The organism is Paraburkholderia caffeinilytica, from assembly GCF_003368325.1.
GTDB lineage: Bacteria > Pseudomonadota > Gammaproteobacteria > Burkholderiales > Burkholderiaceae > Paraburkholderia > Paraburkholderia caffeinilytica.
In genome coordinates this window covers 35,272-50,823 of sequence record NZ_CP031466.1, presented here as the reverse complement: position 1 = coordinate 50,823, position 15,552 = coordinate 35,272, and the positions used below count along the sequence as shown (strand labels likewise).

17 protein-coding genes are annotated in these 15,552 nt (G+C 66.2%); 8 read left to right on the top strand and 9 right to left on the bottom strand.

The window, feature by feature from the left end:
- Window positions 1–7 precede the first annotated feature (7 nt).
- The 9 genes from DSC91_RS00260 to DSC91_RS00220 form a co-directional block, all read right to left on the bottom strand.
- A complete protein-coding gene (locus DSC91_RS00260; RefSeq protein WP_054036852.1) occupies window positions 8–1,456 on the bottom strand; it encodes a helix-turn-helix transcriptional regulator in 1,449 nt (482 codons plus the stop codon).
- 151 nt (window positions 1,457–1,607) lie between these two features.
- Window positions 1,608–2,438 carry a type III secretion system export apparatus subunit SctT gene (sctT, locus tag DSC91_RS00255; protein ID WP_054036854.1) on the bottom strand — a complete coding sequence of 277 codons (831 nt, stop codon included), beginning with the start codon at window positions 2,436–2,438 and terminating at the stop codon, window positions 1,608–1,610.
- A 3-nt stretch (window positions 2,439–2,441) separates the two neighbouring features.
- Complete coding sequence (locus tag DSC91_RS00250; protein WP_115776289.1) at window positions 2,442–2,933, bottom strand: hypothetical protein; 492 nt, start codon at window positions 2,931–2,933, stop codon at window positions 2,442–2,444.
- Entirely contained in the window at window positions 2,930–4,252 is a 1,323-nt protein-coding gene (locus tag DSC91_RS00245; RefSeq protein WP_115776288.1) for a FliI/YscN family ATPase, read from the bottom strand. The genes DSC91_RS00250 and DSC91_RS00245 overlap by 4 nt, the downstream gene beginning before the upstream one ends.
- Window positions 4,249–5,055 (bottom strand): type III secretion system stator protein SctL, encoded by an 807-nt coding sequence (gene sctL / locus DSC91_RS00240; RefSeq protein WP_115776287.1) that lies wholly within the window; start codon window positions 5,053–5,055, stop codon window positions 4,249–4,251. Before sctL ends, DSC91_RS00245 begins: the two co-directional genes overlap by 4 nt.
- Window positions 5,040–5,747 (bottom strand): type III secretion protein HrpB4, encoded by a 708-nt coding sequence (locus DSC91_RS00235; protein ID WP_115776286.1) that lies wholly within the window; start codon window positions 5,745–5,747, stop codon window positions 5,040–5,042. Before DSC91_RS00235 ends, sctL begins: the two co-directional genes overlap by 16 nt.
- Window positions 5,744–6,514 carry a type III secretion system inner membrane ring lipoprotein SctJ gene (gene sctJ / locus DSC91_RS00230; protein WP_200565769.1) on the bottom strand — a complete coding sequence of 257 codons (771 nt, stop codon included), beginning with the start codon at window positions 6,512–6,514 and terminating at the stop codon, window positions 5,744–5,746. The genes DSC91_RS00235 and sctJ overlap by 4 nt, the downstream gene beginning before the upstream one ends.
- A 28-nt stretch (window positions 6,515–6,542) precedes the next feature.
- The gene (locus DSC91_RS00225) at window positions 6,543–6,974 is read right to left on the bottom strand and encodes a hypothetical protein (RefSeq protein WP_054036868.1); all 432 of its coding nucleotides are present in this window, start codon (window positions 6,972–6,974) and stop codon (window positions 6,543–6,545) included.
- A 16-nt stretch (window positions 6,975–6,990) separates the two neighbouring features.
- A complete protein-coding gene (locus DSC91_RS00220) occupies window positions 6,991–7,458 on the bottom strand; it encodes an HrpB1 family type III secretion system apparatus protein (RefSeq protein ID WP_115776285.1) in 468 nt (155 codons plus the stop codon).
- A gap of 305 nt (window positions 7,459–7,763) precedes the next feature.
- On the opposite strand from DSC91_RS00220, the gene sctU reads away from it, so the two are divergent.
- From sctU to hrpD5, 8 genes are read left to right on the top strand one after another with little or no spacing between them, the layout of a single operon-like run.
- Window positions 7,764–8,831, top strand: coding sequence for a type III secretion system export apparatus subunit SctU (gene sctU / locus DSC91_RS00215; RefSeq protein WP_115776284.1), 1,068 nt, complete (start codon window positions 7,764–7,766; stop codon window positions 8,829–8,831).
- An 18-nt stretch (window positions 8,832–8,849) separates the two neighbouring features.
- Window positions 8,850–10,775, top strand: a complete 1,926-nt coding sequence (locus DSC91_RS00210; RefSeq protein WP_208645724.1) for an FHIPEP family type III secretion protein — start codon at window positions 8,850–8,852, stop codon at window positions 10,773–10,775.
- 14 nt (window positions 10,776–10,789) lie between these two features.
- Window positions 10,790–11,608 (top strand): type III secretion system protein SctP, encoded by an 819-nt coding sequence (gene sctP / locus DSC91_RS00205; RefSeq protein ID WP_115776282.1) that lies wholly within the window; start codon window positions 10,790–10,792, stop codon window positions 11,606–11,608.
- Between the two features lie 13 nt (window positions 11,609–11,621).
- The gene (gene sctQ, locus DSC91_RS00200) at window positions 11,622–12,701 is read left to right on the top strand and encodes a type III secretion system cytoplasmic ring protein SctQ (RefSeq protein WP_115776281.1); all 1,080 of its coding nucleotides are present in this window, start codon (window positions 11,622–11,624) and stop codon (window positions 12,699–12,701) included.
- Complete coding sequence (gene sctR / locus DSC91_RS00195; protein ID WP_054036883.1) at window positions 12,685–13,332, top strand: type III secretion system export apparatus subunit SctR; 648 nt, start codon at window positions 12,685–12,687, stop codon at window positions 13,330–13,332. Before sctQ ends, sctR begins: the two co-directional genes overlap by 17 nt.
- Window positions 13,333–13,336: 4 nt before the next feature.
- A complete protein-coding gene (sctS, locus tag DSC91_RS00190; RefSeq protein ID WP_073431576.1) occupies window positions 13,337–13,597 on the top strand; it encodes a type III secretion system export apparatus subunit SctS in 261 nt (86 codons plus the stop codon).
- Window positions 13,594–14,490 carry a hypothetical protein gene (locus DSC91_RS00185; RefSeq protein ID WP_115776280.1) on the top strand — a complete coding sequence of 299 codons (897 nt, stop codon included), beginning with the start codon at window positions 13,594–13,596 and terminating at the stop codon, window positions 14,488–14,490. Before sctS ends, DSC91_RS00185 begins: the two co-directional genes overlap by 4 nt.
- A gap of 44 nt (window positions 14,491–14,534) precedes the next feature.
- On the top strand, window positions 14,535–15,542 hold the full coding sequence (hrpD5, locus tag DSC91_RS00180; protein WP_162831293.1) for an HrpD5 family protein: 1,008 nt from the start codon (window positions 14,535–14,537) through the stop codon (window positions 15,540–15,542).
- Window positions 15,543–15,552: the final 10 nt, after the last annotated feature.

Below are 15,552 nucleotides of genomic sequence, written 5' to 3'. Positions count from 1 at the left end.
GCTCCGCTTAACGATGCATCGTCTCTGACGGCGATTCCTTGAACTCGCGGCGATAACCCTTCGCGAGCGCGGAACGGCTCTTCACGCCCCAGCGGCTTGCCGTATCGAAGATCGAGCCTTGCATGCGCTCGTCGTTCAACAGGTCGTTACGAATGCCTTCGAGCCGCAGCTTGCGGATCAGCCCGCCCGGCGACATTCCGATCGAACGCTTGAAGGCTATTTGAAGCGCGCGCTCGGTGACGTCGATCTGCGAGGCGATTTCGCGGGTATTCAGATCGGCGCGATCGAGATTCTCGATGATGTAGCGATATGCGCGGCGATACTTCGCGGGCAGGCGCGCCGAAACGTCGTCCGCGGGCAGCGCGCGGCTCGCTGGCGATTGAATCGCGCCGAGGCCAGGCGTCTCGCTGCGCAGGCAGCGCAACGCTTCGGATGCATAGCTGGCGTAAAGCTTGAGCGCCTCGGTTGGGTTGCCGCGCCATACCGCGATCTTGGATACGCAATACAGGTAGTCGAAATTGCAGCGACGCGTGCCGATATCCGCTTCGGAGCGGCTGATCTTGGCAAGCACCGAATCGGCGACATCGTCGAGGCCGCCAGCGAGTCCGGCGAGCACGATGTCCAGCTTCGCGAGGAACGCCTGGCCGGCGCCGCGAAAATGCTGCGGCCGGCTGACCGCGTCGAAGAGCGGCGCGGCGGCAATACGCTCGCCGCGCGCCAGCGCCGCGAGCTGTTCCAGATACTCGTGGCGCTGCGCGAGAAGCGCCGGCATCGGCGACATCAGGACCGTTGTCTCGGTGAGCTTGCGCGTCACGTCGGCGCGGTCGCTCGCACTCTGCGCGCGCGTCACGTGCGCAGAGCTCCAGAACGCGTGGTCGCTCAGCGTAGTCGCCGTGCGAATGCGCAACTGGACGTCGAATTCGCGGGCGAGCAGCGCGATCACGAGCCGCCAGCCGGGTTCCTCATGCATGTCGGCCAGTTCGGCGGCTTGCAGGAGCGCGTCGTCCGCATCGCGTTGACGTCCCACCTGATGTTGCACCATGGCCGAGGCGATCAATGCTTCGAGTACTTCGGCGGGACTCGCCGCCTCGTCCTGGACGATCCGCGCAAAACACTTGGCGGTGGCCGCGTAGCGGTCACGCATCATCAATTGCCAGCCGGTGTTGCGGCACGACATGATGCGCAGGCGATCATCGTCGCCAACGATCGTCTTCTGAGCGCGCCGGTACATCTCTTCGGCATCCTGATCGTAGCCGAGTAGAAGCGATGCATCGGCTACCGCGACCAGACGCGCGACGTCCGCGTCATCCAGCTTGTGCGACGGGCGTTCGAGCACGTCGTCGACGAGGCAATAGCCGCGTTCCGATGCGCCGTCGAGCATGGCGGCCGCATACGCCGGCAAACGGTTCTTCTGCGCGAGCCCCGACGACAGCGCGAAATAGATTGTCGAAAACATAATGGTTCCACCTCAGGAGTGACCGATGTGGCGGACCATTCGATCCGCCCTGAGAACCTGTGGTCCCGACAATTCGCCGGGCACGGAAACCATGGTAGAGACATCGTGCTCAACAAAACTCAACAATCCGCAGGGGACTTCACAACAATGTTCAGTGCGCCGGCTTCGACAGCATGCCGTTCGCCAATGCCGCCGACAGACCACCAAGCTGCACATCACCGACAACCTGTGAAGCGAACACCGCGACGAGCGCGATCAGCATCAGCACGCCGATCACGCCGCGCAGCGGTTGACTGAGCGAGCTGGGTTCGAGCTTGTCAGCCGCGCGCGCGACAATGCCGAGGCCGAGATCGACCAGTATCAGCACCAGCATCACCGGCGTGCCGAGCTTGGCGAGCGCCGTCCAGATCGTGTCGGTGCGCTGGATCAGAAACGTCTCCGCCGTATTGGAGAGCGACGGATACAGCACATACGGCGGCCACCATTTGAAGGACTCGAAGAGCGCGCCCAGCACGAACAGCATGCCGCCGCCGATATAGAAGAGCGTCACGACGAGTTGCAGCAGCAGCGTCGAAACCGGCGTGCTCTGATCACCCCGCAGCGGGTTGGTCATCTGCACATTGTTGAAACCCGCGAGGTCGTCGATCAGGGTGCCGAGGGACTGCGCGATCCAGAACACCGGCGCCGCACAATAGCCGAACGCGAAACCGAGAAACGCTTCCTTGCAGGCCAGCACCAGCAGCGCCGCGCTGTTGAGCGAGTCGAACGCCTGCGGAACCTGGCCCGCCGCGACGAACATCGTCAGCACGTACACCACGCCGTTGCGCGCGGTGCCGGGCAACACGGTGTCGCTGGTGGCGGGCAGCAGGATGAACGTCACCATGATGCGAATGCCCGTGAGCATCAGCATGACGATGAAGTTGTGATACGCCTCGAAGAAGCCGAGCAGGGCCTCGGCCCACGCGTGAAAATCATGTGTCATCGGCTACCTCGCGTAACGGCGCGCCAGCAGGTTTTCCGCGGCTTCCTCGTCGGCGGCGAGCTCGACGGCCGTGGCGGCGGCCCGCAGCAAGGTATCGAGCTTGCGGCGACATTCGTCCACCGCGGCTTGCGCGCGTGCGAGCGCCGCCTGCACCTCGGCCACCTTCTGCCGCTGACGATCCAGCGCCGTGCGGCGCTTTTGCTCCGCCGCGCGCGCGGCTTCCAGCGCTTCCTTCAGCGGCGCGCGCCACGCGTCGTGACACAGATAGTCGGACGTCGCGACGCGCGCGTCGCCGTCGAGCAAGGCGACGATGCGCGCTTCGTGCTCCGCGCGCTTTTGCTGCGCCTCGACATGTGCGTGCGCGGCGTCGTCGAACTGGGCCTCGCGCTCGGCGAGCGCCTCGTGTTCCCGTGCCAGATCGGCCTCGATGCGCTCGCAGCGCCGGACCTTGGCGGCGACGATGGTGCGCCACTTGCGAATCACAATCGCCCTCATGACTGTGCGAAGCCGGAGACGAACGCGTGGCTGTCCTCACCTTCGGTCAGTTCCTCGGTGCTCTGGCCGAGGAACGATTCGATGGCCTCGTGCTGGGAGATCGCTTCGTCGGAGAGCGGATCGGCGCCCTGCTGATATTCGCCCATCTGCAGCAGCAGTTCGACCTCATCGTAACGGGCGAGCAGCTTGCGCACGTGCCCCGCGCCGCTGCAATGCCCGGGGCTTGCGACCAGCGTCATCACGCGGCTCAGGCTGTGCAATACGTCGATGGCCGGATAGCGGTTGCGCGCCGCGATCGCACGCGACAGCACGAGGTGTCCGTCGAGAATGCCGCGCACTTCCTCGCTGATCGGATCGTTGCCCTCCTCGTCCTCGGCGAGCACGGTGTAGAAAGCGGTAATCGAGCCTTCCTCCCCCATGCCGGCGCGCTCCAGCAGCCGCGGCAGTTCGGCGAAAGTCGATGGCGGAAAACCGCGCCGCGTCGGCGGCTCGCCCGCCGACAGACCGATCTCCCGCTGGGCGCGCGCGAAGCGCGTCAGCGAGTCCATCATCAGTAGCACGCGCAAGCCGCAATCGCGGAAGTACTCGGCGATCGCGGTGCCCACATAGGCCGCCTTGGCGCGCTCGATCGACGAGCGGTCGGACGTCGCGCACACTACCACGCTGCGGGCCATGCCTGCCTCCCCCAGAATCAGTTCGATGAACTCACGCACCTCGCGGCCGCGCTCGCCGATCAGCACGATCACGTTGACGTCGCACGCCGCGCCGCGCGCAAGCATGCCGAGCAACGTGCTCTTGCCGACACCCGCCGGCGCGAAGATGCCGACGCGCTGGCCTTCGCCCACCGTCATGAGCCCATCGATGACCCGCACGCCGGTATGCAGCGGCGTGTCGACCATGCGTCGCTTCAGCGGGTCGGGCGCGGCGGCCATCACGGGGCGCGGCGCGTCGCAGTGCAACGGCCCAAGGCCGTCGATCGGTTCGCCAAGGCCATCCAGCACGCGTCCGAGCAGCATCTCGCCGACCGGCACCGACAACGGACGCCCGAGCCCGGTAACGCGCGTCGTGCGCGACAAGCCGGCGACGCTGCCGAACGGCGCGAGCAGCGCGAACTGACGCGTGAAACCGACCACTTCCGCGCGTTGCAGCAGCACGCCGCGCGCGTCGCGCAACTCGCATTGCTCGCCGAGCGTGGCGTCGAGCCCGCCAACCTTCAGCAACGTGCCGACGGCCTCGACCACTTTGCCATGACGCGTCGTCCCGTCGGACATGGCGAGCTCCTGGGTCAGCGCGTCGATGAAAGCGGCGACTTCGTTCATTGCGGCGCTCCGGTGGCCTGGTTGTCGAACTGCGGGGCATCGAAATGCTGACCGTCAAGCGGCGGAGCATCGTCGAGCAGTTCGTCGGCGGTGATGTTCACGGCGGCGGCAGTCTGCTGCTCCGTGTCGGTGCGCGTCACACGGCGAATGGCGCTCGCGATCGCGCGCAACTGCATCGGCAGTCCGGCTTCGATCAGGCCGTGGTCCCATTCGCACACGCAACTGCCGGGCTCCGCCGCGGCGTCGCTCACCACCTCGGGATTCACCGGCCAGCGATGCTCGTCGCACACGCGCCGAAACGCGCGCGCCGCTTCATCGATGTCGCATTCGGCGACGCGTACGGTGAGAAAGGATGTGCCCTCGAGGCTGCGCGACAGCCCCACCGCAATCTGCGCAAACAACGCGTCGCGATCGGCTTCGCCAAGCACCCGCGTGACGGTGCGCATGACGATGTCGGCAATCCGCTCGCGCAACGCCACCAGCAGGTCGCGCTCGGACGCCGCGCCGTGCAGCATCGCTTCATGCGCTTCCCGAATCGCGCGACGGCGTCCGGCCTCGTAACCCAGGCGCGCGGCGTTGTCATATTTCGTCTGGGCGGCACGCAGCGTGCGTTCGGCCTCTGCATCGGCCGTGCGCTGTATCTTTTCAGCCTCTCGCCGCGCGCTCGCGAGCAGTTCTTCGGCACGCCGTTCGAAGTGGCCGGACGCGCGATCCAGTTCGATCAACTGCGCCAGTTCCGCTGCTCGCAAAACATCGCTCTCAATGCCGATGCCGCCCTGCTGGGCTCTTAGCCAAATAACCATGTCAGCTCCGGAAACAACGTGCAGGCTGCGTACAGAAACGCTTCGGATTCGTCCTCTGCTTCGGGCCCGGCATCGGACGCCGCCGCTTCGGGTGGACGAGCACGAGCGGCGGGATCGGTCTCCCCGGCGTCATCGTCCAGCGTCAAGCCGATCAGTCTGCGCGCCGGCGCGAGCGGCCAGGCGTCGGCGCGTTCGAACAGCGTGCGTCCGGCGCATACCAGCGCATCTACGGACAGATCAGCGGGAAGCGGCGCATTGGCCGTCGATGCGTTCACACCAAACTGCATGAGTGCGGCCAGCGCATGGTCCCCAAGCGCATCGGCGAGCGCGCGCCGCCGAGCGCCCGACACGATCCGGCGCAGCGTTCCGCGTGACGGATAGATCGCGCGCGCAGCCAGCACCGGACGCAGCGACGCGGCGTCGAGCAACGCAAGCCGGTTCGCGCGCGACGCATAGGCGCTGACCGGCATCGGCGTGCCGAGCCATAAGTCGCGCGCCGCATACCAGGCGTCGCGCGCGCTGCCGGTGAACGGCACGCCCCAACGCCGGCATTGCCGCTCGCTGAACCTGGCCGCAGCGTCGGCAATGCGCGCTTCGTACGAATTCAACCACCGGAGGTGGCGCTGCGGGTCCGGCACGTCGGCGCCGCTCGCCATTACCGCCGCCGATGCCTGTGCGTGACCCACGCTCATGTCGCCGCCCCACCCGCGCGTCCACGCAAGCGCGTGCCCACGCCCTTCAGCCTCGCGCCAAACCGGCGTGCGAGATACGCGAGTGCGGCGACCAGCGCGGCGGCCCCGGCGATTCCACCGGCCCACAACCACTCCTGCGGCACACTCGGTGCAACCGGCGGCGGCGGCTCGGGCGCCGCCGTGCCCGGCACCATCGTCACGCTAACGTTGTCGTAGGTCAGCCCTTCGACTGCATGCACGACCAGGTTCTTCAGATTCGGCGTGAGCGTCGACACATCGGTGCCCGGCAGGTATTTGATGAACACCGCGGCCGACGAGGGCTTGACCGTCGCGGCGAGTGGATCGTTATTCGGCAGCACAATCTGAACGTTCGCATACGCCACCCCGTCGATTCGCGACAGCACCTCGGAGAGTTGCTGCGACACGCCGTAGATAAAGCGCACACGCTCCTCCGTCGGCGTGGAGATCAGTCCGTCCTTCTTGAACATGTCTCCCAGATTCTGGAAGCGCTGATGAGGCAAGCCATGCGCGCGCAGCACGTCCATCGCGCGGGCGAACTGGTCGCTTTCGACCGCCACGCTCCAGGTCTTGCCGCCGTCGTCGCTGTGCTTGGAGACGTCCACTCGCGCGTCGAGCAGCACGGCCAGCATGTCGTTCGCGTCGCTCTCCGACAGTTGCGCGAACAGCTGCTTGCTGCAGCCGGTCATCAACGCCGTCACGCAGCACAGCAGCACGACCGTGCGCGCAAGTTTCAAATAGGAAGCCATTTAGTCTGTCCTGTCGTTCGTACGCCAACTACTGGTTCTTCATCAGCGTCTGTACGGAGCCCTTGGTGCCCTGCGCGACCGCCTCACCGACGTACATCTTGCCGACCATCTCGGACACCTGAAGCTGCATCCTGATCGACTGTGCCGCCACTTCCTGCATGGTCATCGTCGGCACCTCGCCGGCAAAGCGGTCCACTTCGCCACGCAAGTTTGCAACCGCCTGGTCTTGCTGCGTCACGACTTCGGACAACGCCGACGGGCCATGCGTGTGCGAGGCGCTCGGCGGTGCGAGACGCGCGGCGTCGAGCTTGCTGCGAAACAGGTCGACGAGGCTCGAGGCAGGCTCGGGCAGCGCGCCGGAGCCCGACGCGCCGCCGGTCCCGGCACGGCCGATGGCTTCGTCGGGCCGCACTGCGGACGCGGCGTCGAGCGGCGGGATGGGTGGGATCGTTACGTTCATCGCGATGCTCCTTGCACTAGGCGCGCAGATGACGATGCTGCATCAGTTTCTGAAACTCGCCGCGGTCGATCTGCACCTCGGCGGCCGGCGCCGCGGCTGCACTCTGCTTGCCCATCAGCGTCATCACGAGCTCGACGGAATCGGGGTCTTCATTGCGGCTCGCAACCTCGTTGGCGTAGACGCGCCACGCTGGATCGTCGAGCCCGCACAGCGACACCGCGAGCAGCGCCGCCACGTAAGGACCGAACGAGCCGCGCAGCGCCTGCTGCTCGAGCGGGCGCAAGAGGCGCACGGCCTCGGCGAAGTCGCGCCGGCGAATCATCATCCACGCGTCGTAGGCATGCAGTTCGACGAAGTTCGGACGCAGCACGTGGAGCGCGGCGAGCAGCCGCTCCGACTGCTCGATATGGCCATGTTTCGCGCCGAACATCAGCGCCTCGATCAATGCCGACACGAGCCGGTTACTGCATTTCGTCAGGGACATGGAGCACTCCTTTGGTGATCAAAACGCCGTATGTCTGCGCGTCTGCCGAGATGGCGGATGACAACGCTGTGGCCGGCGGTGTGCGAACCGTAACGCGAGGCAGCTCCCGTGAACGCGAGTAACGACGAACTGCGAGCGCGCCGAACGAAAAGCGTGCTTCGTCGACGGGCTGCGCATCGACCCGCTTGCGCCCGGTTCGGCGCCGGACCCATCGCTTCGCAGCGCGCGCGGGCCAAGGCGACGCATGCCCATGACAATCCGCCGCAATCCACTGCAATTAGCCGCAATCCACAGAAGGCTTCGCGATGTCTGACGAGAAGACCGAACAGCCCACCGACAAAAAGCTGCTCGACGCGCGCCGCGACGGCGAGACCGTGAAGAGCACGGACCTCCCGTTCGCAGCGATCCTGCTCGCCGCTGCGGTCGGCTTCGGCGTCGGCGGGCCGCGCATGGCTGAGCAACTGCGCCTCGTATTGCGCAGTGGCCTCGACGTGGCCCACTTGCAGACGCCCGATGCGCCGCTGCACGACCTGCTCGTCGAAGCCGGCCTGCACGCGTTGATGCTGATCTTTCCGATTGCGCTCGGCGCGGCTCTCGTCGGCATCGCCGCGATCGCGGCGCAAGTCGGACTGCAGATTTCGCTCAAGCCGCTCGAACCGAAGTTCGACGCGATCAATCCCGCGTCCGGCCTGAAGCGCATTTTCTCGGTGCGCTCGCTGATCGATCTCACCAAGACTGTCATCAAGGCGGTCGTGATCACGGCGGTGTTGTGGAAAACGCTCGTGCTGCTCGTCCCGCTAATGGTCGGCGTGGTGTACGAGCCGATCGGCAGCATCGACAGCATTGCCTGGAGCACGCTGTGCCGGGTGCTCGGCATCTCGGGCGCGCTCTATCTCGTGATCGGTGCCGCGGACTATGGCGTGCAGCATTGGCTGTTCATTCGCGATCACCGCATGAGCAAGGACGAAGTCAAACGCGAGCACAAGAATTCAGAAGGCGATCCGCACATCAAGAACGAGCGCCGCAAGATCGCACGCGAGGCCGCTTCCTCCGATCGGCAGCAGCCGATCAAGAACGCAAATGTGGTCGTGGTGAACCCGACCCACTACGCAGTCGCGCTGCGCTATGACCCCTCCGAATCCGGCTTGCCGCGCGTGATCGCCAAGGGCGTGGACGCGGAAGCACGCGTGATCCGCGAGGCAGCGACCCGCCACGGCATACCAATCGCACGCAATCCGCCGCTGGCGCGGGCGCTTTACCGCGTGGCGCTCGACGACGCGGTTCCCGAGCCGCTGTTCGACGCGGTCGCCGCGGTGCTCGCCTGGGTGGAAGGCATCGGCGGACGGCGCGGCGGCACCGAGGCAACCCCCTGACATCCGATGGAGAAGACCATGTTGAAGACGCTCCGCCTCAATGAGTTCGGCGGCGAGGTGGCGATCGCATCGCTGATCGTCGCTGTGATCTCGCTGATGATCCTGCCGCTACCGCCGTTTCTGATCGACGCGCTGCTCGGGCTCAACATTACGATCAGCGTCGTGCTGCTGATGGTGACGATGTACATACCGTACGCGACGGCGCTGTATTCGTTTCCGTCGCTGCTGCTGTTCACTACGCTGTTCCGGCTGTCGCTGAACATCGCGTCGACCAAGTCGATCCTGCTGCATGCGGAGGCCGGGCACATCATCGAAAGCTTCGGCGAGCTGGTGGTGGGCGGCAATCTCGTGGTCGGCCTGGTGGTGTTCCTAATCATCGCGACGGTGCAATTCATCGTGATTGCGAAGGGTTCGGAGCGAGTGGCCGAAGTCGGCGCGCGCTTTACGCTCGACGCGATGCCGGGCAAGCAGATGAGCATCGACGCCGACGTGCGCGCCGGCAACATGACCGCCGAAGATGCGCAAAAGCGCCGCGGCATGCTGGCGATCGAAAGCCAGTTGCACGGTGGCATGGACGGCGCGATGAAGTTCGTCAAGGGCGACGCGATCGCGGGCCTCGTCATCACGCTCGTCAACATTCTCGCGGGCATCGTGATCGGTGTGAGCTACCACGGCATGACAGCGGGCGAAGCGGCCAACCGCTTCTCCGTGCTGTCGATCGGCGACGCGATGGTCTCGCAGATTCCCTCGCTGCTGATTTCGGTGGCGGCGGGCATTCTAATCACCCGCGTCGCCGACGAGCACAGCAAGCCGAGTTCGCTCGGCACCGAGATCGTGCGCCAGCTTTCCACCAGTTCGCGAGCGCTGTATAGCGCCGCCGCGCTGCTGGGCGGTTTCGCATTGGTGCCGGGCTTTCCCTCTGCGCTGTTCGTCGTGCTCGCTGTCGCACTGTTCGGCGCCGGCCACGTGCTGCGCAAGCAATTGAAGGACAAAGCGCCGCACGCCGGCCCGGAGCTCCCCTCGCTACGCACCGACGGCCACAAGGGACACCCGCCGACCATCGGCGCGCATCCGCCTTCATTCGCCGCGCCGCTCTCGGTGCGCCTCGCGCCACAACTCGCGGCGAAGCTCGACACGGCGGAACTCAATCGCGCATTCGATGCGGCGCGCCGCGCGCTCGTCAATGAACTGGGCCTGCCGTTCCCGCGCACCGCCGTATGGACGGCGGACGCTGTGCCAGACGCCTCCTATCAGCTACTGCTGCACGACGTGCCGCAGCCGCCGGTCGAACTCGCGCCTGCACGCAGCGGCCGCGAACAGGCGCTTGCCGATGCGGTGGGCGACGCGGTGCGCGAACACGCACATCTGTTTCTCGGCTTGCAGGAAACGCAGTGGATTCTCGAACGCGTCGGCACCGAGTATCCGGGGCTCGTCGCCGAGGTGCAGAAGGTGGTGCCGGTGCTGCGCATCGCCGATGTACTCAAGCGGCTGCTCGAAGAACACGTGCCGATCCGCAACTTGCGGGCGATTCTCGAAAGCCTGGTGAACTGGGGCGCCAAGGAAAAAGACCTGCTGCTGCTCACCGAATACGTGCGCGGCGATCTCGGCCGCTTCATCGGGCATCGGGCGACGGGCGGCACCGGGCAGTTGCCGGCGATCGTGCTGGACGTGGAGGTCGAGCAGACCATCCGTCAATCGATCAAGCAGACGCCCGCCGGCAACTTCCTCACGCTCGAACCGCAACAGATCGAACAGTTGCTCGATGCGCTCGAGGAACTGGTCGGCACAGAGCCGCAGCCCAACCTCGCGATCGTCACGTCGATGGACATTCGCCGTTACTTCCGCCGCATGATCGAGCAGCGGATGAAGTGGCTGCAGGTCTATTCGTTCCAGGAACTGGGCGATGGAGTCGATCTTCAGCCTGTCGGCCGCGTCGCCTTCTGAGCGGAGGCCACGCGATGACACGCATCCGCTCCACGCGCGAAGTCAGCATCACGCCGCCGACTGGGCCGCACACCTCGGGCACGAGCGGCAAAACCGGCGAGAGCGGCGCTGGCGCGCAACGCTTCGAGACCTTATACGAGAGCGCGCGGCAGCAGGCCAGCGAGGCCTGGCGCGATGAACAGCAGGAGCAGGAATCGCCCGGCAAACCCGCGCCTGACGACGATGCGCAGGGCGGCGACGACGACTCCGGCGGCGACGCTCAACACCAGGAAGCAGCCGAGGGCATCAGCGCCACGGATGCGCCTTTGCCCCTGCTGCCCGCCGTGCCTCCGCTGCCGCCGTCGCTTGCGCTGAACGGCGCGTTGCTTGCCCTTCGCGAGAATCGCCGCGCGTCCACTTCCGCGGCGCACGCACAAGGTCCGGCGCGCAAGGCTGGCGTGCGCGGCGCGCAAGGCAAATCTGTGCATGAAGCCACGCAAGACGCGCAGCACGCCGTGGCGGAACCGTCATTCGGCATGCAGATGATCCGCCGCTGTGCGAGGGCGGCGGAGGGCGATCTTCTCGCCGAGCATCTCGCGGAACGCGTGGCCGGATTTTGCACCAACCCCGCCGTCGAACGTGCAGGCCAGTGGGACGTCGCCGTCGAACTTGACCCGGCCATTCTGCCGCGCACCGAGCTGCATTTGAGTCTTTCGGGCTGGGGTTTATCTCTTCGTTTCGATAGCCGGGACGCGCGGGCGCGGCAGCTAATCTGTGACAACAGCAACGAGCTCAGGACCCGCCTCGAAGCACGTCTCGGCGGGCGCGTCGCAGTGGAAGTTACAGTTATCTGAAGGGTTCGAGATCATGTCAATGCCTCATGGCTGCACCAGCATCGGCGATCGGTTGCGCTGCTATACACCGGCGCTCGCCGGCGTGTCGCGCGCGCTGTTCGATGCGCGCGGCGGCCTCGGCGTGAAACCGGCCGCGGCGCAATCCTTGTCCTCTCACCGCACAGCGCGCCTGCGTATCGGCAGCGCGCATGGCGAGCTGTGTGTGTGCGTCGATGTGAGCCGTCACGCCGCGCTCGAGGCGATTGCCCTGGAGCCGGACCCGGACCGTCGCGCGGCGCTCGGCAATCTGTGGCTCGCGGCGCCGCTCGACACGCTTGCCGGTCACGGTGTCGCGCAGCCCTCGGTGCTGGACATTTCGCTCGATGCCGAACAGACCGATAGCCAGAACGCCGCCGGCGCGCTCCACTTTGAATACGGACTGGCGGACAACCCCGCCCACGCGGCGGTGCTGCTCGAAGCCCCCGCGCCTCTCGCGGCCGCGCTGGAGCGCCGCATGACCGGCACGCGCGCGGCTTCGGTCGCGCTGCCCGACGCGCTTGCCGCCATCGCCGTGCCAACCCGCATCCGCTTGCGTACCCGTCGTTGCACGACGGCGCTGCTGGGCTCGCTGCGCGCGGGCGACGTCCTGCTCGGATGGCCGCGCGCAAGCGGCTATGCACAAAGCGCACCGCTCGAACACGCGACCGTGCTATGGGGCGCAGCGAATGGCCGCGCCGCCTGCGCGCAGGCCCGCATCGACGGCCACCACATGATCCTTGAGACGTTCCCTGAGACGATGAACCACGATCCCGATCTTTCCCTTGAGAGTGCTGCCGGGTCCACCGGCGAGACCGCCGCCGCGGAGCGCACCGTCGATCTGAACGAGGTCGAACTTCCCGTGCATATCGAGGTGGTAACCGTCAATCTGCCGCTCGGGCAAATCGCCGCGCTGCGGCCCGGCTACATCCTGACGCTGCCGCTCAAGCTCGCCGATGCGGAAATCCGTCTCGTCGCGCACGGGCAGACGCTCGCGCTCGGCGAACTCGTCGCGGTCGGGGACAACCTCGGCCTCCTCATCCAGCACATTGCGAACTCCGATGAACGGCACACCTGAAATCGCCTCGCTGCTCGTCGCGGCACTCGCGCTGGCCGTCCTGCCATTCGCCGCGATGGTGGTCACGTCCTACACGAAGATCGTGGTCGTGCTCGGGCTGCTGCGCAACGCGCTGGGTCTGCAGCAGGTGCCGCCCACCTCGGTGCTCAACGGCGTCGCCATCATGGTGTCGTGCTTCATCATGGCGCCGGTCGGCATGGAAGCCATGCACCGCGCGCAGCTATCCAGCGATGCAGGCTCGGGCATGCAGGTGATGCCGCTTCTCGACGCCGCGCGCGAACCGTTTCGCGTGTTTCTGAAACGTCATGCGTCGGAGCGCGAGAAGGCCTTCTTCCTGCGCTCGGCCCGCGAAATCTGGCCGCCCGAGCGCGCCGCCGAACTCAAGCAGGACGATCTCATCGTGCTCGCGCCCGCCTTCACGCTGAGCGAACTGACCGCGGCCTTCAAGATGGGCTTCCTGCTGTACCTCGCCTTCATCGTGATCGACCTAGTCATCGCCAACGTGCTGATGGCACTCGGGCTGTCGCAGGTCAATCCGACCAATGTGGCCATTCCGTTCAAGCTGCTGCTGTTCGTTTCGATGGACGGCTGGTCGACGCTGATCCACGGTCTCATCTCCACCTACAGGTAACGCCGTGGAATACGACGCGATCACTCATTTCACCACGCAGGCGCTCACCCTGTGCCTGCTCGTGTCGTTGCCGCCGGTGGCGGTGGCGGCCGTGACCGGCCTGCTCATCGCGTTCCTGCAAGCCGTCACGTCACTGCAGGATTCCAGCATTTCGCAGAGCGTGAAACTGGTGGTCGTCACGGTCGTCATCGTGATCGCCGCGCCATGGGGCGCGGCCGCGATCCAGAACTTCGCGCGCAACCTCGTGCAGGTGATGTTCACATGAGCATTCCACGCATAGGCGGCGGCTACACGCCGCCCGCCGATCTTTCTTCGGATGCCGAATCTGTCGCCCAGCAGCAGGCGGCGCTGGCCGTGCCGCATCACCGTCACGGGCATGCGTTGACGCGTGCCAAGCGCCCGTCGCTGAGGAAACGCCGCAGCGCCGAGAGTCCGGACGCGAACGACCCCGCGGCCGAGAGCGAGGAACTGCTGATGATGCTCGACCAGCATCTGCGACGCAGTCAGACCGACGTGATGCGGGTCGATGCGCGCGAGCCGCGCGGCAATCAGCATGGCTTCGGTCAGGACGAGCATTCCGCCGGCGCGGAGCCGAACGGCAAACGGACAGATTCCGACGACACGCACGATCTGCCTGCGCGCGCGCTGCCGATGCGTTTTGCGCAGCGCACGGCGCGCAACGAGACGGCGCTGTTGAAGCACTCACGCGCGGTCAGTCAAGGATCAGCACGCTCGCCTGGCGATCAGGCCGAGGCCGCGCTGATTGGCGTGCAAACCGCGGCGCGCAAGCAGGAACCGTCCGTTGGGGGCAAAGCGCCCGCGCGTGCCAGCCCGACGTATGCCGTCCTTGCGATCGTCCGCGAATTCCTGCAGATGCCGGATGGCGAGCGCACCTCGCGCACCACGCTCGCTCAGATACGCGACCGGCTCGTGTCGGCATCCACGCGCGCCGGACGCGATATGCAAAACAACCCGCAAAGCAACATTCAAACCGGAGTGAGCGGGGCCGCTCAACGCCCGCTCTCCGCCGCGGAGGAATCGATGAATCTGCTGTTGCCCATCGCGCTGCTCAACCTCGGGCGCAGCCGCACCCGCGCGGGCCGCGCGATGGGCATGTCCGCGCTTGCTGCCCTGATCCGCCGCGGACGCGGATGGTGACGGCGGGCGCCATCCCGTCAATCACAATCGAAGAGGTTTCGTTCATGTCCAAAGAAATTCGCATACTGACCGGCTTCCATGCCGGCGCTCAAATAGAGTTGAGTACAACAACGATGTCGATCGGCGCCAAACCTGATGCGGACATCCTGATCAACGACTGGAGCGAGTGCACTATGCAGTTGGCAATCGATGCGCAAGACAACTTGACGATCGCTGTGCCCGGCGAAGCCGGCATCGCGATGGACGACTTCATGCCGCGACGTTTCGGTGAAGTCGTGCTGTGCGCGGGCCCTGCCGACACGCGCTGGCCGTCCGATTTGCAACTGATGGAGTCGATGCTGGCGGCGCAACCCGAAGGGCGCAAATACGACGGCGAAACGAGCGACGGCGTGTTTCCGGCCGGCCCGCCCTCCACACCGATCATTATGCGTTCGCGCCGTTCGCCATGGGTGCATGCCGGCGTCGCCGCCTTGCTGATCGGGTCGATGGGCGCAGCCGCGGTGGTGTTGCCGGCCGGCAAGACGACGCTGGCCGCCGACCGGCCGCAAGCCCGCGCCACGCTTGCCGATGTGCAACAGGCGCTGGCGCAGCTGCATCAGCCGGATCTGGCGGTCGCCCGGCAGGGCGACGGGTTTCTCGTCACGGGCATCGCGGCGAGCACCGCCGAGGCCAGCAGAACGCGCGCCGCGCTTCAGGCATTGGCAGGCAATCGCCTGAACTGGAGCGTCCGGTCCGGTGACGAGATCGCCGGGTCGCTCGCGGAATCGCTGCATGAAGCCAACCTGCACGTGAGTTATGGCGGTGCGGGCCGCCTCGAGGTAACCGGCAGCGCGCGCCATCCCGCCGAAGTGCGCGAGGTGGTCGAACGGTTTCGCAGCGATATGCAGCCGCTCGTCGCGCGCATCGACGTGGAAGTGACGAGCACCGACGACCTGAAAGTAGCCGGTGACATCGATTCGGCCTTGTCGGCGGACGGCGTGAAATACGTGGAATCGAGCGACGGCACGAAGAACTTCGTGGCCGAGCTGCCCAGCAACACCACCCTTCATTGAGGATGACCAG

What these genes read in the sequence shown, in the direction of transcription:
- DSC91_RS00260 (WP_054036852.1), bottom strand. Translation starts at nt 1,456, where the DNA reads ATGTTTTCGACAATCTATTTCGCGCTGTCGTCGGGGCTCGCGCAGAAG.
- sctT (WP_054036854.1), bottom strand. Translation starts at nt 2,438, where the DNA reads ATGACACATGATTTTCACGCGTGGGCCGAGGCCCTGCTCGGCTTCTTC.
- DSC91_RS00250 (WP_115776289.1), bottom strand. Translation starts at nt 2,933, where the DNA reads ATGAGGGCGATTGTGATTCGCAAGTGGCGCACCATCGTCGCCGCCAAG.
- DSC91_RS00245 (WP_115776288.1), bottom strand. Translation starts at nt 4,252, where the DNA reads ATGAACGAAGTCGCCGCTTTCATCGACGCGCTGACCCAGGAGCTCGCC.
- sctL (WP_115776287.1), bottom strand. Translation starts at nt 5,055, where the DNA reads ATGGTTATTTGGCTAAGAGCCCAGCAGGGCGGCATCGGCATTGAGAGC.
- DSC91_RS00235 (WP_115776286.1), bottom strand. Translation starts at nt 5,747, where the DNA reads ATGAGCGTGGGTCACGCACAGGCATCGGCGGCGGTAATGGCGAGCGGC.
- sctJ (WP_200565769.1), bottom strand. Translation starts at nt 6,514, where the DNA reads ATGGCTTCCTATTTGAAACTTGCGCGCACGGTCGTGCTGCTGTGCTGC.
- DSC91_RS00225 (WP_054036868.1), bottom strand. Translation starts at nt 6,974, where the DNA reads ATGAACGTAACGATCCCACCCATCCCGCCGCTCGACGCCGCGTCCGCA.
- DSC91_RS00220 (WP_115776285.1), bottom strand. Translation starts at nt 7,458, where the DNA reads ATGTCCCTGACGAAATGCAGTAACCGGCTCGTGTCGGCATTGATCGAG.
- sctU (WP_115776284.1), top strand. Translation starts at nt 7,764, where the DNA reads ATGTCTGACGAGAAGACCGAACAGCCCACCGACAAAAAGCTGCTCGAC.
- DSC91_RS00210 (WP_208645724.1), top strand. Translation starts at nt 8,850, where the DNA reads ATGTTGAAGACGCTCCGCCTCAATGAGTTCGGCGGCGAGGTGGCGATC.
- sctP (WP_115776282.1), top strand. Translation starts at nt 10,790, where the DNA reads ATGACACGCATCCGCTCCACGCGCGAAGTCAGCATCACGCCGCCGACT.
- sctQ (WP_115776281.1), top strand. Translation starts at nt 11,622, where the DNA reads ATGTCAATGCCTCATGGCTGCACCAGCATCGGCGATCGGTTGCGCTGC.
- sctR (WP_054036883.1), top strand. Translation starts at nt 12,685, where the DNA reads ATGAACGGCACACCTGAAATCGCCTCGCTGCTCGTCGCGGCACTCGCG.
- DSC91_RS00185 (WP_115776280.1), top strand. Translation starts at nt 13,594, where the DNA reads ATGAGCATTCCACGCATAGGCGGCGGCTACACGCCGCCCGCCGATCTT.
- hrpD5 (WP_162831293.1), top strand. Translation starts at nt 14,535, where the DNA reads ATGTCCAAAGAAATTCGCATACTGACCGGCTTCCATGCCGGCGCTCAA.